The sequence below is a fragment of the Pseudomonas fluorescens genome (genome assembly GCF_003732425.1).
Lineage (GTDB): Bacteria > Pseudomonadota > Gammaproteobacteria > Pseudomonadales > Pseudomonadaceae > Aquipseudomonas > Aquipseudomonas fluorescens_BE.
Genome location: NZ_MOBX01000014.1, coordinates 200,049 through 223,606, shown reverse-complemented (window position 1 = coordinate 223,606; position 23,558 = coordinate 200,049). Strand labels below are relative to the sequence as shown.

24 protein-coding genes are annotated in these 23,558 nt (G+C 60.0%); 11 read left to right on the top strand and 13 right to left on the bottom strand.

Going from position 1 to position 23,558, the window contains the following annotated elements; translation table 11 throughout:
• The first annotated feature begins 223 nt into the window (after positions 1-223).
• The 10 genes from BK670_RS18060 to BK670_RS18015 all read left to right on the top strand — a co-directional run bounded on the left by BK670_RS18060 (position 224) and on the right by BK670_RS18015 (position 7,251).
• Positions 224-1,198 (top strand): KpsF/GutQ family sugar-phosphate isomerase, encoded by a 975-nt coding sequence (locus BK670_RS18060; protein WP_007912405.1) that lies wholly within the window; start codon positions 224-226, stop codon positions 1,196-1,198.
• Complete coding sequence (locus BK670_RS18055; RefSeq protein ID WP_007912407.1) at positions 1,198-1,722, top strand: KdsC family phosphatase; 525 nt, start codon at positions 1,198-1,200, stop codon at positions 1,720-1,722. The genes BK670_RS18060 and BK670_RS18055 overlap by 1 nt, the downstream gene beginning before the upstream one ends.
• 8 nt (positions 1,723-1,730) lie before the next feature.
• Positions 1,731-2,303 carry an LPS export ABC transporter periplasmic protein LptC gene (gene lptC / locus BK670_RS18050; RefSeq protein WP_123451692.1) on the top strand — a complete coding sequence of 191 codons (573 nt, stop codon included), beginning with the start codon at positions 1,731-1,733 and terminating at the stop codon, positions 2,301-2,303.
• Positions 2,290-2,835 (top strand): lipopolysaccharide transport periplasmic protein LptA, encoded by a 546-nt coding sequence (gene lptA, locus BK670_RS18045; protein WP_095139496.1) that lies wholly within the window; start codon positions 2,290-2,292, stop codon positions 2,833-2,835. The genes lptC and lptA overlap by 14 nt, the downstream gene beginning before the upstream one ends.
• The gene (gene lptB / locus BK670_RS18040) at positions 2,835-3,560 is read left to right on the top strand and encodes an LPS export ABC transporter ATP-binding protein (protein ID WP_008085069.1); all 726 of its coding nucleotides are present in this window, start codon (positions 2,835-2,837) and stop codon (positions 3,558-3,560) included. Before lptA ends, lptB begins: the two co-directional genes overlap by 1 nt.
• Before the next feature lie 187 nt (positions 3,561-3,747).
• Complete coding sequence (locus BK670_RS18035) at positions 3,748-5,241, top strand: RNA polymerase factor sigma-54 (RefSeq protein ID WP_123451690.1); 1,494 nt, start codon at positions 3,748-3,750, stop codon at positions 5,239-5,241.
• Positions 5,242-5,314: 73 nt separating this feature from the next.
• Positions 5,315-5,623, top strand: coding sequence for a ribosome hibernation-promoting factor, HPF/YfiA family (hpf, locus tag BK670_RS18030; protein WP_123451688.1), 309 nt, complete (start codon positions 5,315-5,317; stop codon positions 5,621-5,623).
• Between the two features lie 12 nt (positions 5,624-5,635).
• Entirely contained in the window at positions 5,636-6,100 is a 465-nt protein-coding gene (gene ptsN / locus BK670_RS18025) for a PTS IIA-like nitrogen regulatory protein PtsN (protein ID WP_123451686.1), read from the top strand.
• Positions 6,101-6,102: 2 nt separating this feature from the next.
• Positions 6,103-6,960, top strand: a complete 858-nt coding sequence (rapZ, locus tag BK670_RS18020; RefSeq protein WP_123451685.1) for an RNase adapter RapZ — start codon at positions 6,103-6,105, stop codon at positions 6,958-6,960.
• A 15-nt stretch (positions 6,961-6,975) separates the two neighbouring features.
• Positions 6,976-7,251 (top strand): HPr family phosphocarrier protein, encoded by a 276-nt coding sequence (locus BK670_RS18015; RefSeq protein WP_008085079.1) that lies wholly within the window; start codon positions 6,976-6,978, stop codon positions 7,249-7,251.
• A gap of 73 nt (positions 7,252-7,324) precedes the next feature.
• On the opposite strand, the gene BK670_RS18010 is transcribed toward BK670_RS18015, so the two are convergent.
• The 6 genes from BK670_RS18010 to pmbA form a co-directional block, all read right to left on the bottom strand.
• Positions 7,325-8,218 (bottom strand): ZIP family metal transporter, encoded by an 894-nt coding sequence (locus BK670_RS18010; protein ID WP_123451683.1) that lies wholly within the window; start codon positions 8,216-8,218, stop codon positions 7,325-7,327.
• Positions 8,219-8,248: 30 nt separating this feature from the next.
• On the bottom strand, positions 8,249-8,860 hold the full coding sequence (locus tag BK670_RS18005; protein WP_123451680.1) for a superoxide dismutase: 612 nt from the start codon (positions 8,858-8,860) through the stop codon (positions 8,249-8,251).
• Position 8,861: 1 nt separating this feature from the next.
• The gene (locus tag BK670_RS18000) at positions 8,862-9,302 is read right to left on the bottom strand and encodes a hypothetical protein (RefSeq protein WP_123451678.1); all 441 of its coding nucleotides are present in this window, start codon (positions 9,300-9,302) and stop codon (positions 8,862-8,864) included.
• A gap of 27 nt (positions 9,303-9,329) precedes the next feature.
• Positions 9,330-10,706: a class II fumarate hydratase gene (locus BK670_RS17995; RefSeq protein WP_123451676.1), complete on the bottom strand. Its 1,377-nt coding sequence runs from the start codon at positions 10,704-10,706 to the stop codon at positions 9,330-9,332.
• A complete protein-coding gene (locus BK670_RS17990; protein WP_095049750.1) occupies positions 10,687-11,094 on the bottom strand; it encodes a FagA protein in 408 nt (135 codons plus the stop codon). Before BK670_RS17990 ends, BK670_RS17995 begins: the two co-directional genes overlap by 20 nt.
• Before the next feature lie 249 nt (positions 11,095-11,343).
• Positions 11,344-12,690 (bottom strand): metalloprotease PmbA, encoded by a 1,347-nt coding sequence (gene pmbA / locus BK670_RS17985; RefSeq protein WP_123451674.1) that lies wholly within the window; start codon positions 12,688-12,690, stop codon positions 11,344-11,346.
• Positions 12,691-12,798: 108 nt separating this feature from the next.
• Here pmbA and yjgA point away from each other — a divergent pair, with 108 nt between their 5' ends.
• Positions 12,799-13,323 (top strand): ribosome biogenesis factor YjgA, encoded by a 525-nt coding sequence (gene yjgA, locus BK670_RS17980; protein ID WP_007915377.1) that lies wholly within the window; start codon positions 12,799-12,801, stop codon positions 13,321-13,323.
• Positions 13,324-13,430: 107 nt separating this feature from the next.
• On the opposite strand, the gene tldD is transcribed toward yjgA, so the two are convergent.
• From tldD to mreC, 7 genes are all read right to left on the bottom strand, one after another.
• Positions 13,431-14,873: a metalloprotease TldD gene (tldD, locus tag BK670_RS17975; protein WP_034154473.1), complete on the bottom strand. Its 1,443-nt coding sequence runs from the start codon at positions 14,871-14,873 to the stop codon at positions 13,431-13,433.
• A gap of 4 nt (positions 14,874-14,877) precedes the next feature.
• Positions 14,878-15,738 carry a carbon-nitrogen hydrolase family protein gene (locus BK670_RS17970; protein ID WP_123451672.1) on the bottom strand — a complete coding sequence of 287 codons (861 nt, stop codon included), beginning with the start codon at positions 15,736-15,738 and terminating at the stop codon, positions 14,878-14,880.
• 135 nt (positions 15,739-15,873) lie between these two features.
• A complete protein-coding gene (locus tag BK670_RS17960) occupies positions 15,874-19,680 on the bottom strand; it encodes a YhdP family protein (RefSeq protein ID WP_123451670.1) in 3,807 nt (1,268 codons plus the stop codon).
• 75 nt (positions 19,681-19,755) lie between these two features.
• A complete protein-coding gene (rng, locus tag BK670_RS17955; RefSeq protein ID WP_007915369.1) occupies positions 19,756-21,213 on the bottom strand; it encodes a ribonuclease G in 1,458 nt (485 codons plus the stop codon).
• Positions 21,214-21,271: 58 nt separating this feature from the next.
• On the bottom strand, positions 21,272-21,868 hold the full coding sequence (locus tag BK670_RS17950; protein ID WP_123451668.1) for a Maf family protein: 597 nt from the start codon (positions 21,866-21,868) through the stop codon (positions 21,272-21,274).
• 37 nt (positions 21,869-21,905) lie between these two features.
• Positions 21,906-22,397 (bottom strand): rod shape-determining protein MreD, encoded by a 492-nt coding sequence (gene mreD, locus BK670_RS17945; RefSeq protein ID WP_034154468.1) that lies wholly within the window; start codon positions 22,395-22,397, stop codon positions 21,906-21,908.
• Positions 22,397-23,539 (bottom strand): rod shape-determining protein MreC, encoded by a 1,143-nt coding sequence (mreC, locus tag BK670_RS17940; RefSeq protein WP_123451666.1) that lies wholly within the window; start codon positions 23,537-23,539, stop codon positions 22,397-22,399. The genes mreD and mreC overlap by 1 nt, the downstream gene beginning before the upstream one ends.
• Positions 23,540-23,558 lie beyond the last annotated feature (19 nt).

Sequence of the window (23,558 nt, the reverse complement as noted above, 5' to 3'; positions counted from 1 at the left end):
AAGCACGTACATCCCGGGCAGGCCGAACTGGCGGCGAACTATATCACTGCAAAGGCAAAGCGCCCAAGGCTTGACCAGCCTGAGTTCGGCGATTTGACAGGGGCGCAGGCTCTTTTACCGGGTTTTGGTAACGAGTAATGACAAAGCACGACGAACATGCGTGAGGCTTTGCCACATAACCGCTATAATCGCCGCCTTTTCATCGGGCTATACGATTTCTGACATGAGCCAATCCAGCGACCTGATTCAATCGGCACAACGCACCATCCAACTCGAAGTGGAGGCCGTACAAGGCTTGTTGCCCCATATCGACGCCGATTTCGTACGCGCTTGCGAGATGATTCTGGCCAGCAAGGGCCGTGTAGTCGTGGTCGGAATGGGCAAATCCGGGCACATCGGCAACAAGATTGCCGCCACCCTGGCCAGCACCGGCACCCCTGCTTTCTTTGTCCACCCGGCCGAAGCCAGTCATGGCGACATGGGCATGATCACTCGCGACGATGTGATTCTGGCCCTGTCGAACTCCGGCTCGACCAACGAAATCGTGACCCTTTTGCCGCTGATCAAACGTCTGGGCATCCAGCTGATCAGCGTCACCGGCAACCCGCAGTCGCCGCTGGCCAAGGCTGCTGAGGTCAATCTCAACGTTCATGTCGAGCATGAAGCCTGCCCGCTGAACCTGGCGCCGACTTCTTCAACCACCGCGGCGCTGGTCATGGGTGATGCGCTGGCCGTAGCCCTGCTGGAAGCACGCGGCTTCACCGCCGAAGATTTCGCCTTTTCGCACCCGGGTGGCGCCCTCGGCCGTCGCCTGCTGCTGAAAGTGGAAAACGTCATGCACGCCGGACAGGAGCTGCCGCAAGTACAACGCGGCACGCTGCTCAAGGACGCACTGATGGAAATGACCCGTAAAGGTCTGGGCATGACCGTCATCCTTGAAACCGACGGTAAACTGGCCGGGATCTTTACCGACGGCGACTTGCGCCGCACGCTGGACCGCAGCATCGACATTCGCAGCGCCACCATCGACCAGGTGATGACGGCCCACGGCAAGACTGCACGACCTGAGATGCTGGCCGCCGAAGCCCTGAAAATCATGGAAGATCACCGAATCAATGCACTGGTCGTCGTAGACGAGGAAGATCGCCCGGTCGGCGCCTTCAACCTCTCCGACCTGCTGCGCGCAGGAGTCATGTAATGAGCAACGATCTGCTGCAACGCGGCAAAGCGATCAAACTGGCGGTTTTCGATGTCGACGGCGTCCTCACTGACGGGCGCCTGTATTTCCTTGAAGACGGCAGCGAATTCAAGACCTTCAACACCCTCGACGGTCAAGGCATCAAAATGCTGATGAACGCCGGCGTGCAGACCGCTATCATCAGCGGTCGCAAGACCCCGGTGGTCGAGCGTCGAGCGAAAAACCTGGGGATTCCCCACCTGTTTCAGGGGCGCGAAGACAAACTGGTCGTTCTCGACGGCCTGTTGGAGCAACTGGGCCTAAGCTATGAAGAGGTCGCCTATCTCGGTGACGACCTGCCCGACCTGCCGGTAATCCGCCGCGTGGGCCTGGGTATGGCCGTGGCCAACGCTGCCGATTTCGTCCGCGAACACGCCCATGGCGTTACCCGCGCCCGTGGTGGCGAAGGTGCCGCCCGCGAATTCTGCGAATTGATCCTGCGCGCCCAGGGCCGCCTCGATGCGGCCAATGCCGCGTACCTGTGAGCCAAACCATGTTTAGCAAAAAATTTCGCAACTTCCTGCTGTTCGGCTGCATCGCCGCGATATTTGCCGCGGTGGGCTACTGGAACATCAGCCCGGAACGCTTCCTCGACAAGCCACCCGTCTCGACTGCCGAGAATCCGATCGACTGGTACGCGACCAACACACACACCATTCAGTACTTGCCCGACGGCAAGGTGCAGTACGAGATGACTTCCGACAAGGCCGAGCACGTCAAGGCCACCGATGTCACCCTGGTCACCAAGCCGGATCTGAACATGTATCGCGGCACTGACTTCCCATGGCACGTGACCAGCGAGCGTGGCGAAGTGAACTCGGGCGGCACCGAAGTCGAACTGATCGACTCGGTACGCGTGCAGCGCACCGATGAGAAAAACCGCGGCACCCTGATCACCAGTACCCGCATGACCGTGTTCCCGCAGCAAGAATATGCGCAGACCGAGCAACCCGTTAGAATCGAGGGTGCTGGCGGTGTATCGACTGGCGTCGGAATGAAAGCGTACCTGAAGGAAAGCAGGATACACCTGCAATCGAACGTAAGAGGACAGTATGAGGCTCGTTAAAACCCTCCCTATTTTGCTCAGTCTGGGCGCAGCACTGGGAAGCGTGAGCGCCTGGGCTCTGCCGAACGATCAGCAGCAACCTATCCGCATTCAGGCCGACGACGCCCAACTGGACGACAAGAACGGCATCGCTACCTATAAAGGTGATGTGATCATCACTCAGGGCTCGATGAAGGTGACCGGTAATACCGTGACCATCACTCGCACCCCGACCGGTGATATCGACGTCGTGACGTCGGTGGGCAACCTCGCCTACTTCGAACAACTGCAAACTCAAGGTGACACCAAGCCTGTGCAGGGCTGGGGCGTGACGATTCAGTACCACGCCGCGCAAAACCGCGTTGTGCTGATCGACAAGGCCAAGGTTGTCGACAAGGACAACAACACGACGCAAGGCGAGAAAATCGTCTATGACACCGTGAAGAAACTCGCCAGCGCCGGTCGCGCTACCGGCAGCAAGGTCACCGAGGCGCGTCCGCGCATCGACATGGTGATCCAGCCGAAGAAGAAAACCGACGAGAAAACCCAGTAATGGCAACTCTGAAAGCTCAGCACCTGGCCAAGGCCTATAAAAGCCGCCAGGTCGTGCGTGACGTCAGCCTGTCGATCGACAGCGGCCAGATCGTCGGCCTGCTTGGCCCGAACGGCGCCGGCAAGACGACCTGCTTCTACATGATCGTCGGCCTGGTACAGGCCGATCAGGGCCGCGTCCTGATCGACGATCTGGACGTCAGCCACCAGCCGATGCACGGTCGCGCCAAGGCTGGTATCGGCTACCTGCCGCAAGAAGCGTCGATCTTCCGCAAACTGTCGGTAGCCGACAACATCATGGCCATCCTCGAGACCCGTCAGGAGCTCGACAAGGCCGGCCGTCGCAAGGAACTGGAAAGCCTGCTGCAGGAATTCCACATTAGCCACATCCGCGACAACCTCGGCATGAGCCTGTCCGGTGGTGAACGCCGCCGCGTGGAAATTGCGCGCGCGCTGGCAACGGCCCCGAAATTCATCCTGCTCGACGAACCGTTCGCCGGTGTCGACCCGATCTCGGTCGGCGACATCAAGCAGATAATCCACCACCTCAAGGCCAAGGGCATCGGTGTATTGATCACCGACCACAACGTCCGTGAGACGCTGGATATCTGCGAAACCGCTTACATCGTCAACGATGGTCAACTGATCGCTGAAGGCGACGCAGAAACCATCCTGGCCAACGATCTGGTCAAGGAAGTGTATCTGGGCCACGAGTTCCGCCTGTAAGCGCAACAGTGCCCGGTGCGCCGCCCGGGCGCTGTATCGATTCAAGCAGGATTTAATACGCTTTAATTGTTACAGCGCTCTAGGCAAACACTTCAGTTTCAGGCATATAATTTGCTTAAGTTTGGCGCTTCGGCGCCCTGTAGTGGATGGCGCATAGCGCCGGCGAATAAGGTGTTAAGCCCCTGCCATGAAACCATCGCTAGTCTTGAGAATGGGCCAGCAGCTGACGATGACACCGCAGCTGCAACAGGCCATCCGCCTGCTCCAATTGTCGACCCTGGATCTGCAACAGGAAATCCAGGAGGCGCTGGAATCCAATCCGATGCTCGAACGCCAGGAAGAAGGCGACGACTTCGACAATTCCGATCCCTTGGCCGACAACGCCGAACAGAAACCCAACACCGAGATCCAGGAACCTTCCTATCAGGAAACCGCCCCGACGGTAGACAACCTCGAGGACGGCGAATGGAACGAACGCATCCCCAACGAGCTTCCGGTCGACACGGCCTGGGAAGACGTTTACCAGACCAGCGCCAGCAGCCTGCCCAGCAGCGATGATGACGAGTGGGATTTCACCACCCGCACGTCCGCCGGCGAGAGCCTGCAAAGCCACCTGCTATGGCAACTGAACCTCGCACCGATGTCCGACACCGATCGCCTGATCGCTGTAACCCTGATCGATTGCATCAACAATCAGGGCTACCTGGACGAAACCCTCGAAGAAATCCTCGAGGCATTCGATCCGGAACTGGACATCGAACTCGACGAAATCGAAGCCGTCCTGCACCGCATCCAGCAATTTGAACCAGCCGGTATCGGCGCGCGCAACCTTGGCGAATGCCTGCTGCTGCAATTGCGTCAGCTGCCGGCCAAGACGCCTTGGCTGGCTGAAGCAAAGCGCTTGGTCAGCGATTACATCGACCTGCTCGGCAGCCGCGATTACAGCCAGTTGATGCGCCGGATGAAGCTCAAGGAAGACGAGCTGCGTCAGGTCATCGAACTGGTACAAAGCCTCAATCCGCGTCCGGGCTCGCAGATCGAGTCGACTGAAGCCGAATATGTCGTCCCTGACGTCATCGTGCGCAAGGACAACGAGCGCTGGCTGGTCGAACTTAATCAGGAATCGGTACCGCGCCTGCGCGTCAACGCCCAATACGCCGGTTTCGTCCGCCGCGCCGACACCAGCGCCGACAACACCTTCATGCGCAATCAGTTGCAGGAAGCCCGCTGGTTCATCAAGAGCCTGCAGAGCCGCAACGAAACCCTGATGAAAGTAGCCACCCAGATCGTCGAGCATCAGCGCGGTTTTCTGGAGTACGGCGACGAAGCGATGAAACCGTTGGTTCTGCACGACATCGCTGAAGCGGTCGGCATGCACGAATCGACGATTTCCCGGGTGACCACGCAAAAATTCATGCATACCCCCCGCGGTATTTATGAACTGAAATACTTTTTCTCCAGCCACGTCAGCACCTCCGAAGGCGGCGAATGCTCGTCCACGGCGATCCGCGCGATCATCAAAAAACTGGTTGCCGCGGAAAATCAGAAAAAGCCGTTGAGTGACAGCAAGATCGCTGGTTTACTGGAGGCACAAGGCATTCAGGTGGCTCGCCGCACCGTCGCCAAGTACCGCGAATCCCTCGGGATCGCGCCTTCGAGCGAACGCAAGCGGTTGATGTAAGCCACGTTACAGCGTTCCAGTGGCAGGCTATCCAGCCTGCCGCTTTATGCACTGGCAACGAAGGAGAAGCTGTATGCAAGTCAACATCAGTGGACACCAACTGGAAGTGACCCAACCTCTGCGCGCCTATATCGAGGAAAAACTCCAACGACTGGAGCGCCATTTCGACAAGATCACCAACGTGCAGGTCACGATGTGCGTCGAAAAGCTGAAGCAGAAAATCGAAGCCACCTTGCATATACCCGGCAGCGAAGTGGTCGCCAACGCAGAAGATACTGATATGTATGCTGCGATCGACTCACTCACCGACAAGCTGGATCGCCAACTCAAAAAGCATAAGGAAAAGACCCAGAGCCTCCTCCAGGGCGCGACCGGTCGTTAACATCCCTAAACCATGATCCGACTTGAAAGTATCCTGACCCCCGGCCGTTCCCTGGTGAACGTGCCGGGCGGCAGTAAAAAGAAAGCCCTCGAACAAATTGCCAACCTGATCGCCCGCGAAGTGCCGGATCTGGAGATGCAAGATGTCTTCGAGGCATTGATTGCCCGTGAAAAACTCGGCTCTACCGGTTTTGGTAACGGCATCGCCATCCCCCATTGCCGTCTCAAGGGTTGCACAGCACCGATCAGTGCGCTGATGCACCTTGATGCTCCAATTGATTTCGACGCCATTGACGGCGCACCGGTTGACCTGCTGTTCGTTCTGCTGGTCCCGGAGGCTGCCACCGATGCGCATCTGGAGTTGCTGCGTCAGATCGCCAGCATGCTTGATCGTAAGGAAGTGCGCGAAAAACTGCGCAGCGCACCGAGTAGCGAAGCCTTGTATCAGGTCGTCCTGAGCGAGCAGAACGGGCATTAATCATGCGTTTGATCATCGTCAGTGGCCGCTCCGGCTCGGGTAAAAGTACGGCTCTGGATGTTCTTGAGGACAACGGCTATTACTGCATCGACAACCTGCCCGCAGGCTTGCTGCCGGAACTGGCCGAACGCGCGCTGATTCACACGGAACTGGCGCAGCCGCTGGTGGCCGTGTCAATCGACGCGCGCAACCTGCCGAGCCACCTGACACGCTTCCCCGAACTGCTGGAAGATGTCCGCAGCAAGCACATCCAGTGCGATGTGCTGTATCTGGACGCCGACGAGGAGACCCTGCTCAAGCGTTTCTCCGAAACCCGCCGTCGTCACCCGCTGAGCAACGCCAACCGCTCGCTGGCCGAGGCGATCCAGGATGAAACCGCCCTGCTCGGCCCGATTGCCGATCTCGCGGACCTGAAGATCAACACCACCAATCTGAACCTGTACCAGTTGCGCGACTCCATCAAGCTGCGTCTGCTGAACCAGCCGGAGCCGGGCACGGCGTTCCTGGTCGAGTCATTCGGCTTCAAGCGCGGCATGCCGGTGGATGCGGATCTGGTATTCGATGTGCGCTGCCTGCCCAATCCGTACTGGAAGCCGGAACTGCGCGCGCAATCGGGTCTCGATGCGCCGGTGGCCGAATACCTGGCGGCACAGCCGGATGTCGAAGAAATGTATCAGGACATCTTCACCTACCTGCACAAGTGGCTGCCACGCTTCGCCGCGAGCAACCGCGCCTACGTCACCATTGCCATTGGCTGCACCGGCGGGCATCACCGCTCCGTCTACCTGACCGAACGCCTGGGTCAGGCCCTGCAGAAAACCCTGAAGAACGTCCAGGTTCGCCACCGCGACCTCACTTAAAGGATTCACACCGCGATGCCTGCTCTGGAAATCGAAATCATCAACAAGCTGGGCCTGCATGCCCGCGCATCGGCCAAGTTTGTCGGGGTGGCCGGGCAGTATCCGGATTGCACGATCAGAGTGGGTCGTACACCAGAGACCACGGTTGATGGCAAAAGCATTATGGCAATGATGATGCTGGCGGCTGGCAAAGGCACCAAAATCTATCTGAGTACTGAAGGGCATCAGGAGCAGGAAGCGCTGGATGCGCTGGTGGCGTTGATCAACAACTACTTCGATGAAGGCGGCTGACAGCCAAAGTCAAAAGATCGCAGCCTGCGGCAGCTCCCTGTAAGAGCTGCCGCAGGCTGCGATCTTTTGATCTTCAACCCAACGCGGTATCCATCACCATCATCAAACAAAACCCGATCAGCAAACCCAGACTCGCCAGCTTGTCATGACCATTGCGTCGCGACTCGGGTATCACTTCGTGAGTCACCACCAGCAGCATTGCCCCCGCCGCCAGTGCCAGACCTAACGGCAACAATACCTGCGCCAGACTGACCAGCCACGCACACAACAGCGCAAACACAGGCTCAACCAGACCTGACGCCGCGCCGATCAGAAACGCCTTGCCCCGCGACATGCCCGCCCCGGCCAACACCAGCGCAATCACCAGACCTTCCGGTACATCCTGCAAAGCGATGCCCATGGCCAGGCTGTCCGCATCCGGCATGCCGCCGCCAGCGGAAACGCCGACCGCCATGCCTTCCGGGATGTTATGGGCAATGATGGCAAACACGAACAGCCAGATCCGTGGCGGAATCACCGGATGCTCTACAGTGCCGACGAGCATTTCCGGGGACGCGCCGGACACCTTGCGATCGACCAGATATAGCGCGAACGCACCCAGCATGATGCCGAAACAGATCAGGCCGCTGGCACCCCACGGGGTCAGCCCAAGACTTTCAGCGGCGGAAATGCCCGGCACGATCAGTGAAAACGCCGTCGCCGCCAGCATCACCCCGGCACCAAAGCCCAGCAAGGTATCGCTGAGTGCCTGCGGCATGCGCCGAATCACCAGCACCGGCACTGCGCCAAGCGCCGTACCGAGGGCGCAGATCGCGCCACCCTGCAACGCCCGCAACAGCCTTGGCTCCAGATTCAGCCATTCCAGTCCGTGAGCGACCAGCAAGGTCATGCCCGCCAACAGCAACAGCGAACCCACCGCGTAACGAAACATACGCCCACTTCCGATCGCCAGTGTTTCAGTGCCCATAGTCAGCCTTGGATTGTTTTTATAGAAGACTTAAACCAGTGCGGCCTGATAGCGCGCAGCCACTTCAGGCCAATTGATCACGTTGTAAAAGGCGTTGATGTATTCCGGCCGACGGTTCTGGTAGCGCAGATAGTAGGCGTGCTCCCAGACGTCGAGACCGAGAATTGGCGTGTTGCCGTTCATCAACGGGCTGTCCTGATTGCCGCTGCTTTCCACTATCAATTTCTTTTCCGCAGTCACGCTCAGCCACGCCCAGCCGCTGCCGAAACGGGTCAGCGCGGCTTTGGTGAAAGCTTCCTTGAAGCTGTCGAGGCCGCCCAGTTGCTCATCGATGGCCTTGGCCAGCGCACCATCAGGCTTACCGCCACCGTTGGGCACCATCACTTCCCAGAACAATGAGTGATTAGCGTGACCGCCGCCCTGATTGATCACCGCCGCTCGAAGCTTTTCCGGCAGTTGCTGAACACTGGCGACCAGCTTTTCCACCGGCCACTCAGCGTATTCAGTGCCCTCTACCGCGGCGTTGAGGTTGTTGATGTAAGTCTGGTGATGCTTGGTGTAGTGGATCTCCATGGTCTGCGCATCGATATGCGGCTCGAGGGCGTCGTAGGCGTAAGGCAAAGCAGGCAAGGTAAAAGCCATTTCAATGGACTCCATGGTGATGGGGGGCAGGCGCGCGGCGCGCATTGCCGGTATCGGGATGCAGCAGACGTTGAGTGCGCGGGTATTCGCCGTGTTCGCTGATGAAATTCAGCAGTTCGACGTAGGTCTTGCTGCTCTGGCGTAATGCCGCTTCACGCAAGGTCAAGCGCTGACGTTCGTCCTGCATGGTCTGCAACAAGCGCTGATGGATGGCGCAGAGGTATTCGGCGCTCTCCTCCGGCTGATTCAGACGCAAGTGCAGATCCGCCAGGTTGTGGTGGGAGATGACGCAAGCCGCCACCGCTTCGTCGGCATCCGCCCAACGTTCGAACAACACTTGCGCGAGGGCCAGGGCTTGCAGGTAAGCCTCACGGGCGTCGATCAGTTCGCCGAGCATGAAGCAGCGATTGGCCCGTTCGATCGTGCGTTTCCAGTGCTCCATGGTGAGCCTCCAAAGCGGTTGCGGGGTTTACACGCCGCCGGCGGTGAGTTTCTCGGGGTTGAGCAACTCTTCCAGTTGGCTGCGTGACAGGTCGGTGTGTTCCAGGGCGACGTCGATCACCGCGCGGCCTTCCTTGTAAGCCTGCTTGGCGATTTCGGCAGCCTTCTGGTAACCGATGATCGGGTTCAGTGCGGTGACCAGAATCGGGTTGCGTGACAGCGCTTCTTTCAAGCGCGATTCATTGACCTTGAAGCTGGCGATGGCTTTGTCGCCGAGCAAGCGGCTGGAATTGGCCAGCAGCTCGATACTGCTCAGCAGGTTCTGCGCGATGATCGGCAGCATCACGTTCAGTTCGAAGTTGCCCGACTGGCCGGCGATGGTGATCACCGAATCGTTGCCGATCACTTGTGCGGCAACCATGGCAGTGGCTTCCGGGATCACCGGATTGACTTTGCCCGGCATGATCGACGAGCCCGGTTGCAGGGCTTCGAGTTCGATTTCGCCGAGGCCGGCGAGCGGGCCTGAGTTCATCCAGCGCAGGTCGTTGGCGATTTTCATCAGCGACACCGCGGTGGCCTTGAGCTGGCCGGAGACGGCGACGGCGGTGTCCTGCGAGCCGATCAGCGCAAACAGGTCCGTGCCCGGAGTGAATTGCACGTCGGCCAACTGGCTCAAATGACGGCTGAATCGAGCGGCGAACTCAGGATGCGCGTTGATCCCGGTGCCGACCGCCGTGCCACCCTGCGCCAGGGATTGCAGACTCGGCAGCAAATCCTGCAGATGACTGATATTGGCTTTGAGCTGCTGCGCCCAACCGTTCAGCACCTGGCTCATGCGCACCGGCATCGCATCCATCAAATGCGTGCGGCCGGTTTTGACGTGGTGATGTACGTGCGTGGCTTTTTGCTCGATCACTTGCACCAGGTGCAGCAGCGCCGGCAGCAGTTGCTCGTGCAAGGCCAGCGCAGCGCTGACGTGAATGGTGGTCGGGATGATGTCGTTGCTGCTCTGGCCGCAGTTGACGTGATCGTTGGCGTTCACCGGCTCACCCAGCAGACGGCTGGCCAGGGTGGCGATCACTTCGTTGGCGTTCATGTTCGAGCTGGTGCCGGAACCGGTCTGGAAGATATCCACCGGGAAATGCGGCATGAAGTCGCCTTCGAGCAGGCCTTGCGCGGCGTCGCTGATGGCTTTGCCCTGGGCGGCGCTGATCTGGTTGAGTTCAACGTTGGCGCGGGCGGCGGCGGCTTTGGCGAGGATCAGCGCGCGAATGAATTGCGTCGGCATCGGTTTGCCGCTGATCGGGAAGTTATCCACCGCGCGCTGGGTTTGCGCGCCGTAGAGAGCGTCCACCGGCACCTGCAGTTCGCCCATGCTGTCGCGCTCAATACGTGTCTTGGTCATCTGAAAATCCTTGCACCAGTTCAATAAGAGGAATCGAGGGCAGCAGTTCGCAGGTAGCGAGCTGCCAGGTGTAGCGTTGCCAGCGCTGGAGCCGGCATTTGCACAGGGACAGGCGCTCCATTTCACGCAGCGGGCGCCAGGCTTGATCGAGACAGAAGCTGCGCCAGTGCCACGGCAACGCGATGTCGGTGGCCGTGTCGAGCAGCAGACGGAAGGAGGTTTCAGCGATGGTCCAGGGAGAAGTCGCCGTACAACAGGCCAGATACCGGCCTTCGGCCAGATAGTGTTCGATCAGGCGCGGTTCGTCGGGATCCATCGCGCAACGGATCTGGCGACTCATCCAGCGCCAGCTTTCGAGGTACGGCTGCTCGTGCAAGGCAGAACTCATGATCCGGGGCTCATCCGATAATGAGATTTATTATTAGATGATAATGAGAACCAAAACAAGAGCGCCGAACTCTGCATATCTCATTGTGGGAGCGAGCCTGCTCGCGAAGGCGTCGTGTCAGTCAGCACTGCGATCGGCAGTTAAATCGCTTTCGCGAGCAGGCTCGCTCCCACATGGTTTTGTGTGGAACCAATAAAAAAGGCGCGCCACCCGTTGAGGTGGCGCGCCTTATCTTGTGACGGCTGAGGCTTAGCTGCCCGCGACGGTCATCCGCTCGATCAACACCGAACCCGTGCGAATGTTGCTGCGCAGTTCCAGATCATTACCGACCGCGACGATCTGCTTGAACATGTCACGCATGTTGCCGGCGATAGTGACTTCCTGCACCGCGAACTGGATTTCGCCATTCTCGACCCAGAAACCCGCCGCCCCGCGCGAATAGTCGCCGGTGACCATGTTCAAGCCATGGCCCATCAATTCGGTGACCAGCAAGCCACGGCCCATACGCTTCAACAGTGCAGCCTGATCTTCATCGCCATGGGTGACGAACAAGTTGTGTACGCCGCCAGCGTTGGCCGTGCTCGGCATACCGAGCTTGCGTCCGGAGTACGTGCCGAGGATGTACGACACCAACTCGCCTTTTTCGACGAACGGTTTGGCATACGTAGCCAGACCATCACCGTCGTACGAAGCACTGCCCATCGCGCGCATCAGGTGCGGACGCTCATCGATGGTCAGCCATTCCGGGAACAGCTTCTGCCCCAGGGTGCCTTCAAGGAATGACGACTTGCGATACAGGCTGCCGCCGGACACCGCCGAGAGGAAACTGCCGAACAGACCACCAGCCAGTTCGGCAGAAAACAGCACCGGCACTTCGCAGGTCGGCACCGGACGCGCACCCAGACGGCTTGCCGCCCGCTGCGCAGCACGTTGGCCGATGCTCACCGGATCAGCCAGCAAAGTGCCCTGACGGTTCACGTCATACCAGTAATCGCGCTGCATCTGGCCATCAGCCTCGGCAATCATCACGCAACTCAGGCTGTGCCGGGTCGATGCGTAGCCACCAATGAAACCGTGGCTGTTGCCGTACACGCGGCAGCCCTGATGAGTGCTGAGCGTGGTGCCGTCGGCGTTCTTGATCCGCGCATCGGCGTCGAAAGCCGCTGCCTCACAGAGCAAGGCCTTCTCGATGGCCTGCTCCGGGGTGATGTCCCACTCGTGGAACAGATCGAAATCATGCTGTTCCTTGGCCATCAACGCCGCGTCGGCCAGACCCGAGGCCTCGTCTTCGGAGGTGTGTTTAGCAATGGCCAGAGCTGCAGCAACGGTCTCGCGAATCGCCTCCGGGCCGGTCGCCGAGGTGCTGGCCGAGCCTTTGCGCTGGCCCACATACAATGTGATGCCAAAGCCCTGATCGCGGTTGAACTCGACCGTTTCGACTTCGCGCTGGCGCACCGATGTCGACAGGCCCTGCTCCAGCGACACCGCGACTTCGCAGGCACTGGCACCCTGACGCTTGGCTTCGGCGATGATCTGCTCGACTTGCTCCTGCAGTGCCGGCAATGCCTGCGGGCCGACGCTTTGAACTGCACTCATGCTCATCTCCACTCAAATTCTGCTTTCGGCTGGGGTCATCGAGCGACCGGGCCGGACAAGCGGCCCCCGACTGGTTATCATGGCGGCGTTTCTTTGCGGACTGCCACCATGGTTGATTCTTACGACGACTCCCTCGATACGGGAGAAAAAAGCAAATCTCAGGTCAAACGCGAGCTGCATGCTCTGGTTGACCTCGGCGAGCGCCTGACCACACTCAAGCCAGACTTGATCGCAAAACTGCCGCTGACCGACGCCATGCGCCGGGCTTTGGCCGATGCGCCCAAGCACACCGCGAACATCGCGCGTAAACGGCACTTGCAGTTCATCGGCAAACTGATGCGCGATCAGGACACTGACGCGATTCTCACGCTGCTCGATCAACTCGATGCCTCGACTCGTCAGTACAACGAGCGTTTCCACAATCTCGAACGCTGGCGTGATCGCCTGATCGCAGGCGACGATGCCGTGCTGGAGAAATTCGTCGTCGAGTACCCGGACGCCGATCGCCAGCAACTGCGTTCCCTGATCCGTCAGGCTCAGCACGAGGTTGCGCAAAACAAACCTCCTGCTTCCAGCCGCAAGATCTTCAAGTACATCCGTGAGCTGGACGAGACTCAACGCGGTCTGCGTTGATATCTCGCCACGTGTAGGAGCTGCCGCAGGCTGCGATCTTTTGGCTTTGGTTGTTACAAGCAAGATCAAAAGATCGAAGCCTTCGGCAGCACCTATAGCTGGTTTACTTATGCGCCCGTGCCACCCACGGTGATCGCATCGATCTTCAACGTCGGCTGACCGACGCCTACCGGCACCGATTGTCCATCCTTGCCGCACGTACCCACACCGCTGTCCAGCGCCAGATCGTTACCGACCATCGACACCCGGCTCATCGCCTCAGGGCCGTTGCCGATCAATGTCGCGCCTTTGACCGGTGCGGTGATCTTGCCGTCTTCGATCAGGTACGCCTCGCTGGTGGAGAAGACGAACTTGCCGCTGGTGATGTCGACCTGACCACCGCCGAGGTTGGCGCAGTAGATGCCCTTCTTCACCGAGGCGATGATTTCCGCCGGATCGCTTTCGCCGCCGAGCATGTAAGTGTTGGTCATGCGTGGCATCGGCAGGTGAGCGTAAGACTCACGACGGCCGTTGCCGGTGCGGGCCACACCCATCAGGCGCGCGTTGAGCTTGTCCTGCATGTAGCCTTTGAGTACGCCGTTTTCGATCAGCGTGGTGCACTCGGTCGGTGTGCCTTCGTCGTCGACGCTGAGCGAACCGCGGCGGCCAGACAATGTGCCGTCATCGACGATGGTGCAGAGTTTCGACGCAACCATTTCACCCATGCGCCCGCTATAGGCGGAACTGCCCTTGCGGTTGAAATCGCCTTCCAGACCATGACCAACCGCTTCGTGCAACAGCACGCCGGACCAGCCAGAACCCAATACCACCGGCAAGGTGCCGGCCGGCGCCGGAATCGCTTCCAGATTCACCAGCGCCTGGCGCAGAGCTTCACGGGCATAACCCATGGCGCGGTCTTCGGCGAGGAAATAACGATAGTCGGTACGCCCTCCTCCGCCATGCCCGCCGCGCTCGCGACGGCCATTCTGCTCAACAATCACGCTGACGTTGAAGCGCACCAGTGGCCGTACATCCGCCGCCAGCCCGCCATCGGTGGACGCGACCAGAATCCGCTCCCACACACCCGCCATGCTGACGCTGACCTGCTGGATACGCGGGTCGAGTGCGCGTGTGGCTACATCGATGCGCTTGAGCAGTTCGACTTTCTCGGCACGGCTCAATACTTCCAGCGGGTTATCCGGCGCGTACAGTTGCGCGACGTCTTGAGTGGTGAACGCCTGCACCGTGCCGTTCTGCCCGGCGCGGGAGATCGAACGCGCGGCACGGGCCGCTGCGCCGAGGGCCTCGAGGGTGATCGCGTTGCTGTAGGCAAAACCGGTCTTTTCACCGGACTGCGCGCGGACGCCGACACCTTGGTCGAGGTTGAAGCTGCCTTCTTTGACGATGCCGTCTTCCAGCGCCCAGGACTCGGATATCTGGCCCTGGAAATACAGGTCGGCGGCGTCGATGCCGGGGCCGGCAAGGTCGCCGAGCACGCCTTGCAGGCTCTCGATCGTCACGCCGCCGGGCGCCAACAGGTGATCACTGACTGAGGACAACAACTCGCTCATAGGTTTACGCCTTAAATTCGTGTTCTGAAGCAGGCCGCTGTGCGCCCTGCGAGAAAAACCGCCGATGGCTCACCACCGGCATTCGCGCCCTGATGGACGCTTGTTCATGGCTATCGCGCTCGGCCAACAACACCGCTTCGCCTTGATCCTGACTCGCCAGCACACGACCCCAGGGGTCGATGATTGCCGCATGGCCGAAGGTTTCCCGCGGTCCCGGATGGGTTCCGCCCTGCGCTGCGGCGAGCACATAACACTGCGTCTCGATGGCGCGCGCGCGAATCAGCACATCCCAATGCGCTGCGCCGGTTACTGCGGTGAAGGCTGACGGTGCAGTGATCAACTCGGCACCGGCAGCACGCAATTCGCTGTACAGCTCGGGAAAGCGCAAGTCGTAACACACGGTCAAACCGACTCGCCCCACCGGCGTGTCGGCAACGACGACGCCACTGCCATAAGCATAGTCATCGGATTCGCGATAACGGCCGCGATTGTCCGCCACATCGACATCGAACAGATGCAGCTTGTCATAGCGTGCAACGATTTCGCCCTGATCATCGAACAGCAGCGAGCAGGCATTGGCCTTGGCCGTCGGCTGATCCACCGGCGGCAACGGCAAGGTGCCAGCCACTATCCATAACTTGAGGTCGCGGGCGGTCTGTTTCAACCATGGCAGGATCGGTCCTTCGCCCATTGCTTCGGCACGGCCGATGTCAGCGATATCGCGACGGCCCATAGCGGCGAAGTTTTCCGGTAGCACCGCCAGCTTCGCACCGCCGGCAGCAGCTTGTTCGAGCAGGCGCCGGGCCTGGGCCAGATTGGCCAGCACGTCGCTCTGGCTGACCATTTGAATCACCGCTAAAGACATGGCCACTCCTCGGGATCTGCACATAACCGTGTAGGAGCTGCCGCCGGCTGCGATCTTTTGATCTAGATTTTAAAAAACAAAATCAAAAGATCGCAGCCTGCGGCAGCTCCTGCATCGGGAATAGAGTCATGCTACTCAAAAAGGCTTGTCGAAGGTGATTTTCGGCTCTTTCCATGGGCCTTTGACGGTGTATTTCACACTGGCGAAGCGCGCCACGCGGTCACCGATCAGCTTGTCGATCAGGAACAACGCGCCGCCGACCGCCGGCGCACCGACGATCAGCGCCGCAATCGGCAGGTTGTTGGTCACCGGCAAGGTCACCAGCAACTTGGCATCGACCTTGTCACCGACCAGGTCCAGCGTACCGTCCAGCTCAAGGTTGCTCGATGGGCCGGTCAGGCGAATGGGTTCACGGGTGACATACACACCATTATTCGCCACCAGCAGACCTTTGACCCGGTCGTAGCTCAAGCCTTTGCCGAACAGATCGGAGAAGTCCAGACGCAGACGCCGGCCGATGGAGTTGAAGTTAAGCAGGCCAAATACTCGCAACGCCTGCGCGCCGCCCTCCACTTCAACAAACTGACCTTTGTTCAACGACGCATCGAGCGTGCCGGAGAAGCGCTTGGTCGCCAGCCAGGCCGGCGAGCCCGGCCAACGGCCGTCGACGTCCATATGAAATTCTTCGCTGGTCACGCTCGGCGCAAAGCCCCAGCCCTTGAGCACATCGGCGAGGTTCTTGCCGCCAATCCGGCCTTTGAACCAGCTATTGGTCGCCCCCGGCGCGCCTTCCCAACCGCCGTTGCCCTGCAACAGGATGCCCTTGAGGCCCATGTCGAGGTTATTCAGCGCAATGCCTTTGGCGGTCGGGCGTACCTTGAGCGACCAGCCGCCAACCAGGTCCGGCCCGAGAAACAGTTGATTGATGGTGATATCCAGCGCCGGAATCTTCGTCGGATCAACCGACACCAATGGGTCTGGCGAATTCTCGTCAGCCTGCACCGTCGGGTCCGGCGCCGGCAGTTTCACGTATTGCAGATTGACCGCAAGCGGCACGCCCTTGGCGTCCGGCAGGCTCGCCGAGCCTTTGGCCTGCTGACTGTCGAGGGCCAGATTCCACGCGCCCGGCTTGCGGTTGACCTGAACCGACGCCTGATCCAGCGTTGTTCCGAATGCGGTGAGCTTGCCGACTTTGAAATCAGCGCTGTTGAGCAGTTGCTTGGCGCTGCCGCCCGGATCCTGCCCAGCGTATTTGTTGACCAGATCCTGCCACGGCGCGACGTCCAGTTCCGAGAGCACCCCGCGAATCCGCAAGCCTTTGGCGCCCGGCAGCACCGCTTCGCCGGCACCGAGGAACAATTCGCCACGGCCCTCGGCAAAATTGCTTGGCGGTGCGGCGAAGGTGAAGTTGGCCAACTGGTCGTAATTGACCCAATACCGCCGTTCCTGCCCCTGCAGCGTCATACGGAACACGGTATCGCGCCCGACATCCGCCGCCATGCCGAAGGGTGCCGGCAGATCTACCGCCACGCCTTTCATGCTGGAGCTGACCAGCAACTGGCTGTCGGCGCCGTCCAGATTCAATTGCAATTGATAGGGAATGGTCCCGGAAACCGGCAAGGGTTGCGTCACGCCCAGCCAGTCGGTGAGTTTCTTCACTTCGACCTGTCCGGATGCGGCGACCCGGGTCTTGAGCTTGCCGGGACTGCCATCGGCGAATATCTGTGCGGTCACGGGTTTGTCGAACGCCCGCGCGGCGATGTTCTGCCCGCTGAGTCCTTTGGCGCTGTCAAAACGGAAATCGCCTTTGAGTTGCGTCAGCTCCAGCTTCGGCTCAGCCAGTTTCAGTCGCGCATTGGCGGTTTTGAAGTCGACGAGGATTTTCGGCTGGTCGCCGCCCTTGTCCAGCGGGATATCGAGCTTGAGCTTGCCTTGCAGATCCCCCGCGCCTTCCCATCCGGCAAAGGTCTCACCGGTGCCGATCGGTGCGTCCTGAAGAATTTTCAGCCCATCACCGAGACCGCCGGCAAAGCCGCCATCAAGGTACATGTGCGTGTGCTGCCCGGCCGGCACATGGGGAATATTAACGAAGACATCGCTGACCTGAGTGTCGAGCAACTGGCCCTTGTCGGCCACGATCCGCACGCCACTGTCTTCGATGAACACGTCGCCACTGACTTTACTCACGTGCGGCCAGCCCGGCTGGAAGGCCAATTCGGCATCGTGGACCTTGAAGAACAGACTGATGCTGCGATCAGCCTCCCCGGCATTTTTGCTCAGTGAGCCCTGATACTGGAAGAACCCCTGATCCACTGCACCTTTGAGGATCGCCGTACGCAGCCACTCGTCGAGCGCCGGGCTAAGGACTTCGGGCAAATACTTGGCCGTGTAGCGACCGTCGCCATCGACCAGGCCGACCCGCAGGTCCATGTAGTCTTCCTGGCTATGGTCGAAATGCAGGCGAATCAGGAAGTCGCCGGCAATCTTGCCCTCCTCGCCGAGCACTTTCAGGTACGGAGCGATCAGGGTGAAACCGTCTTTGTCGAGCTTCCAGGTCAGCCGCGCATTGGCCTGAATGTACTGCCATGGCTTGGCGAAAATCGGGTCGAGGTGCAGGACAAAATCCTTGCTGTCCATGCGCAACTCGCCACCGTCGAGGTTGCCGCTGAGGCTACCGCTGACGTTTCGAGCTGCCGGAGCGCCGTGATAGGCGTCGAAACCGACGTTATCCAGATTGGTGGCGAAACTGAATTTGCTGCCATCGGTGGCGTTGGGGCGGAAATCCAGTAGCACGTTGCGCAGACCACCGGTGACTTTCAGATGCTCGACGGCCGTGGCGAACCCTTGTGGCAGTGGCCCCAAGGCATTCAGCAGCGGAGTGATCGGGGTCAGGTCGAGACGATCTGCCTGCAGATGCCAGAGCTCATCGACCTTGTCGGTCGCCCGCGTCTGTCTCACTTGTACATGCGACTCCCAGCGGTTTTCGCCGAAATTCATCGCCAACGAGTCGAGGGTGAGGATCGCGCCCTCGGCGCCGATCTCGTAATACGCGTTGAGCGCCAGATTATTGATCTGAATTGGCTTGCGGTCGGCATAGGCGCCGGTCAGTTGCGGCGCGTTCAAACGCAGCGCTGCGCTTTGCAGCGTACCTTTGGCCCAATTGACCCAGAGTTCGCCGCCGGCCTTGATCTCGGAAAAATTCCACTGCTGGGTAAGGCGTTCCGGCAGCCACTTCGACCAGTCGCTTTGCGGCAGGCTGGCGTAACCGTCCACCACACTGTCCTGCCATTGCTCGGGGCGAATCCGCGTGCGCAGACTCAGTGCAACGGGCTGACCATCCGGCAAGGTCAAACGCGCATCGAGCCGTTGACGACTGGCGCCGGTTTTCAGATTGAGGCCGACATAGGTGAGGGTCAGTGGCGCGTGATCCAGCGGCTGCAAGGTCACCTGACTGTCGAGCACCGACAGTTGCTGAATCATTTGCGAGCGATTGAACAACTGCTGCGGATCGAGCGGCTGATCGTTCTGCACCGGCAAGCCTTCCAGCGCCCAACTGCCGTCTTCGGCTTCCTTGAGGCTGATTTTCAGGCCATTGAGTTCAAGGTGGGCAATGCGCACTTCGCGCGCCAACAGGCTGGCCCACAGATCCGGTACCGCCCGCACCCGATCCAGACGCAGCGCATTGGCACCGTCGCCGACCATCACGTCATGAGCCAGCAGGATCGGCGCAAAGCCGCTCCAGTTACCTTCCAGTTCGCCGATCTGCAACGGCATACCAAGGGCGGCACTGGCCTTGTCTTCAATGTCGGCGCGATATTCGGCCACCAGCGGGGTCAGCTCACGACCGAGACTGACGTACAACGCCATCAACACCAGAACCAACGCGCACAGGCCCAGCCCCCAGCGGGTGAGTGTGGCCAGAATGCGTGTCAGACGCTCCATGTCAGTTGGCTCCCATGGCAAAAATACTGCGAAAAGCTGAGGCCAGCCGCGGTGGAATAAAAGTGACGCAGGGGATCAGAGCAGCACCACGTCATATTGTTCCTGGGAATACATGGTTTCCACCTGGAAGCGGATGGTGCGACCGATAAACCCTTCAAGCTCGGCGACATTACCGGATTCTTCGTCGAGCAAACGGTCGACGACTTTCTGGTTCGCCAGCACTCGATACCCCTCGGCCTGATAGGCGCGGGCTTCACGCAGGATCTCGCGGAAGATCTCGTAACAGATGGTTTCCGCAGTCTTGAGCTTGCCGCGCCCCTGACAACTGCTGCACGGTTCACACAGCACTTGCTCGAGACTTTCCCGGGTACGCTTGCGGGTCATCTGCACCAGACCCAACTCGGTAATACCGATGATGTTGGTCTTGGCGTGATCACGCTCCAGTTGCTTTTCCAGAGTGCGCAATACCTGGCGCTGGTGTTCTTCATCTTCCATGTCGATGAAGTCGATGATGATGATCCCGCCCAGATTGCGCAGGCGCATTTGCCGGGCAATCGCGGTGGCCGCTTCGAGATTGGTCTTGAAGATGGTTTCTTCGAGGTTGCGGTGACCGACGAAAGCCCCGGTGTTCACATCGATGGTGGTCATGGCTTCCGCCGGATCCACCACCAGATAACCACCGGATTTGAGCGGCACCTTGCGTTCGAGGGCTTTCTGGATTTCGTCTTCGACGCCATACAGGTCGAAAATTGGTCGCTCGCCCGGGTAATGTTCCAGACGATCGGCGATTTCCGGCATCAGTTCGGCGACGAATTGCGTGGTTTTCTGGAAGGTTTCCCGGGAATCGATGCGAATTTTCTCGATTTTCGGGTTAACCAGATCACGCAAGGTACGCAACGCCAGACCGAGGTCTTCGTAAATCACGCTCGGCGCGGCGATGGTTTTGATCTGTTCGTTGATCTGATCCCACAGGCGCCGCAGGTAACGGATGTCCATGAGGATTTCATCGGCACCAGCGCCTTCGGCGGCAGTGCGCAGGATGAAACCGCCGGCCTCCTTGATCCCTTCCTTGGCCACGCAATCGCTGACCACCTGCTTGAGGCGCTCGCGCTCGGCTTCATCTTCGATTTTCAGGGAAATGCCGACGTGGGCGGTGCGCGGCATGTACACCAGGTAACGCGATGGGATCGATAACTGCGTGGTCAACCGCGCGCCTTTGGAGCCGATCGGGTCCTTGGTGACCTGCACCACCAGACTTTGGCCTTCGTGCACCAGCGCGCTGATGCTTTCCACCGCCGGGCCTTCGCGCAGGGAGATTTCTGCGGCATGAATGAACGCGGCGCGATCCAGTCCGATGTCGACGAAAGCGGCTTGCATACCCGGCAGCACGCGGACGATCTTGCCTTTATAGATGTTGCCGACGATCCCGCGTTTTTGCGTGCGCTCAACGTGCACTTCTTGCAGCACACCGTTTTCGACCACCGCCACGCGCGACTCCATCGGCGTGATGTTGATCAGAATCTCTTCACTCATGGCAGGATCTCGTTCAGGCGTGTTCACGATAATGGCCGCATCTGGATGGGTACGACGCTTATGGCGCGTTCAGGTTTTGCCAACAGGGTATGCCGAAATGGCCTAACAGTTCTGCGGTTTCGCAAACAGGCAACCCGACCACCGCCGAGTAACTGCCATTGAGGCCCGCGACAAATACCGCGCCAAGCCCCTGAATGCCATAACCGCCGGCCTTGTCCCGTGGCTCGCCACTGGCCCAGTAAGCGGCAGCTTCTTCAATACTGATCGCGCGGAACCGCACCAGACTGCGCACCACCCGCGACTCGCAGCGCTCGCCTTCGAGCACGGCAATGGCGGTCAGCACTTCATGCTCCTTGCCGGACAACATCATCAGCATGGCGCATGCATCGGCTTCGTCCACCGGTTTGCCAAGAATTTTGCCGTCCAGCACCACGGCGGTGTCGGCACCCAGCACGCAGCACGGCTGAGCGGACACGACCGTGCGGCGTCCGGCCTCGGCTTTGCCGCGCGCCAGACGCTCGACATAGGCCGAGGGCGATTCTTCGGGTATTGGGGTTTCGTCGATGTCCGCACTGATGGCGGAGAACGGAACGCCGATCTGCGTGAGCAGTTCACGTCGACGCGGCGATCCGGAGGCGAGGTAAAGCGGCTTCATCAAAACATCTCCCTGTTCAGTGCCCAGCTTCACCGGCTCAATTGATTTTGTAGCGTCGGCGCAATCCGCGTAGGGCAAAGCTGACCCAAGGCCAGAGCAAGGCACTGACGAGCGCCGGCAGTACCAGCGCCAGGGTTGGTTGACGGTTACCGGTCAAGGCACTGAGCCACAACTGCACCAGTTGCGCGAGGCCGAAAATCACCAGGATCACCAGGCATTGCTGCCACATCGGGAACATTCGCAGGCGTTGCTGCAATGACAGCACGAGGAAGGTAATCAGGGTCAGGATCAGCGCGTTCTGACCGAGCAGATCACCCTGCAGCACGTCTTCGGCCAGGCCCAGGCAAAACGCTGTGACCATGCCGACTGTATGCGGCATATACAAAGCCCAGAATGTCAGGAGCAAGGCCAGCCATAACGGACGCAGGATCTCCATGAAAATCGGTAATGGCGACACGCTCAGGAGTATGCCGACAACAAAGGTCAGCCAGACAATCCAGCCATTACGCGACGCAGTGGCCCCGACCATTATTCTTGTCTCCCGGTTGTCGCTGGTGCATTGACTGGCGGTTTGGCCGCAGGTCGCGCAGCAGGCTGGGCAGCTGGAGGTTTGGCCGCCGCTGGCGTCGCTGCCGGTGGCTTGGCAGCCGCGGGCGGTTTGCTTGCAGCAGGTTTGGCCGGTGCGGAGCCAACGGCAGCGGCCGGTGCGGCAGGCGTCGCGGGCGTCGCAGCCGCCGCAGCAGGCGGGGTCACGGTTTTCGGCACGGTCGCCGGAATAATCGGGCCGCCGCCAAAGGCATCAAGACTTTCCTGGGCTTGCGCCGCATCGTTGGCTCGCTCTTCGGCGGTACGGCTGTCGCTGAACACCAGCAACATGTAGCGGCTGCGATTGAGTGCGGCGGTCGGCACGGCGCGGACGATGGCAAACGGCTGACCGGAATCGTGGATCACTTCCTTCACCGTCGCGACCGGATAGCCAGCCGGGAAGCGCTGACCAAGGCCGGAGCTGACCAGCAGATCGCCTTCCTTGATGTCCGCCGTGTCGGCGACATGACGCAATTCCAGGCGCTCCGGGTTGCCGGTGCCGCTGGCAATGGCCCGCAGCCCGTTGCGATTGACCTGTACGGGAATGCTGTGTGTGCTGTCAGTAAGCAGCAAGACACGCGAGGTGTAAGGCATCAACTCGACCACCTGACCCATCAAGCCGCGTGCATCGAGCACTGGCTGACCGAGCACCACGCCATCACGCTCACCTTTATTGATGATGATGCGATGGGTGAACGGGTTGGGGTCCATGCCGATCAACTCGGCCACTTCGACCTTTTCGTTGACCAGTGCAGAAGAATTGAGCAACTCGCGCAGCCGAACGTTCTGCTCGGTGAGGGCGGCAAGCTTTTGCATGCGACCCTGCAGCAGCAGGTTTTCGGTCTTGAGTTTTTCGTTTTCGGCGACAAGCTCGGTGCGGCTGCCGAACTGGCTGGCGACACCTTCCCACAAGCGACCGGGCAGGTCTGTGATCCAGTAGGCATCCATCAGCACCAGCGACGCTTGTTTGCGCGCAGGCTTGAGCAGATCAAAGCGGGCATCGACCACCATCAGCGCGATCGATAGCACGGCCAGCACCAACAGGCGCACGCCCAACGAAGGGCCCTTGGCGAAAAGCGGTTTAATAAGCCGCTCCTCCCAGGCA

What these genes read in the sequence shown, in the direction of transcription:
- lptB (WP_008085069.1), top strand. Translation starts at nt 2,835, where the DNA reads ATGGCAACTCTGAAAGCTCAGCACCTGGCCAAGGCCTATAAAAGCCGC.
- yjgA (WP_007915377.1), top strand. Translation starts at nt 12,799, where the DNA reads ATGGTTGATTCTTACGACGACTCCCTCGATACGGGAGAAAAAAGCAAA.
- BK670_RS18000 (WP_123451678.1), bottom strand. Translation starts at nt 9,302, where the DNA reads ATGGAGCACTGGAAACGCACGATCGAACGGGCCAATCGCTGCTTCATG.
- BK670_RS17950 (WP_123451668.1), bottom strand. Translation starts at nt 21,868, where the DNA reads ATGAAGCCGCTTTACCTCGCCTCCGGATCGCCGCGTCGACGTGAACTG.
- lptA (WP_095139496.1), top strand. Translation starts at nt 2,290, where the DNA reads ATGAGGCTCGTTAAAACCCTCCCTATTTTGCTCAGTCTGGGCGCAGCA.
- lptC (WP_123451692.1), top strand. Translation starts at nt 1,731, where the DNA reads ATGTTTAGCAAAAAATTTCGCAACTTCCTGCTGTTCGGCTGCATCGCC.
- BK670_RS17960 (WP_123451670.1), bottom strand. Translation starts at nt 19,680, where the DNA reads ATGGAGCGTCTGACACGCATTCTGGCCACACTCACCCGCTGGGGGCTG.
- rng (WP_007915369.1), bottom strand. Translation starts at nt 21,213, where the DNA reads ATGAGTGAAGAGATTCTGATCAACATCACGCCGATGGAGTCGCGCGTG.
- rapZ (WP_123451685.1), top strand. Translation starts at nt 6,103, where the DNA reads ATGCGTTTGATCATCGTCAGTGGCCGCTCCGGCTCGGGTAAAAGTACG.
- BK670_RS18015 (WP_008085079.1), top strand. Translation starts at nt 6,976, where the DNA reads ATGCCTGCTCTGGAAATCGAAATCATCAACAAGCTGGGCCTGCATGCC.
- BK670_RS17995 (WP_123451676.1), bottom strand. Translation starts at nt 10,706, where the DNA reads ATGACCAAGACACGTATTGAGCGCGACAGCATGGGCGAACTGCAGGTG.
- ptsN (WP_123451686.1), top strand. Translation starts at nt 5,636, where the DNA reads ATGATCCGACTTGAAAGTATCCTGACCCCCGGCCGTTCCCTGGTGAAC.
- BK670_RS17970 (WP_123451672.1), bottom strand. Translation starts at nt 15,738, where the DNA reads ATGTCTTTAGCGGTGATTCAAATGGTCAGCCAGAGCGACGTGCTGGCC.
- BK670_RS18005 (WP_123451680.1), bottom strand. Translation starts at nt 8,860, where the DNA reads ATGGCTTTTACCTTGCCTGCTTTGCCTTACGCCTACGACGCCCTCGAG.
- BK670_RS18060 (WP_007912405.1), top strand. Translation starts at nt 224, where the DNA reads ATGAGCCAATCCAGCGACCTGATTCAATCGGCACAACGCACCATCCAA.
- BK670_RS18055 (WP_007912407.1), top strand. Translation starts at nt 1,198, where the DNA reads ATGAGCAACGATCTGCTGCAACGCGGCAAAGCGATCAAACTGGCGGTT.
- mreD (WP_034154468.1), bottom strand. Translation starts at nt 22,397, where the DNA reads ATGGTCGGGGCCACTGCGTCGCGTAATGGCTGGATTGTCTGGCTGACC.
- BK670_RS18035 (WP_123451690.1), top strand. Translation starts at nt 3,748, where the DNA reads ATGAAACCATCGCTAGTCTTGAGAATGGGCCAGCAGCTGACGATGACA.
- BK670_RS17990 (WP_095049750.1), bottom strand. Translation starts at nt 11,094, where the DNA reads ATGAGTTCTGCCTTGCACGAGCAGCCGTACCTCGAAAGCTGGCGCTGG.
- BK670_RS18010 (WP_123451683.1), bottom strand. Translation starts at nt 8,218, where the DNA reads ATGGGCACTGAAACACTGGCGATCGGAAGTGGGCGTATGTTTCGTTAC.
- tldD (WP_034154473.1), bottom strand. Translation starts at nt 14,873, where the DNA reads ATGAGCGAGTTGTTGTCCTCAGTCAGTGATCACCTGTTGGCGCCCGGC.
- hpf (WP_123451688.1), top strand. Translation starts at nt 5,315, where the DNA reads ATGCAAGTCAACATCAGTGGACACCAACTGGAAGTGACCCAACCTCTG.
- pmbA (WP_123451674.1), bottom strand. Translation starts at nt 12,690, where the DNA reads ATGAGTGCAGTTCAAAGCGTCGGCCCGCAGGCATTGCCGGCACTGCAG.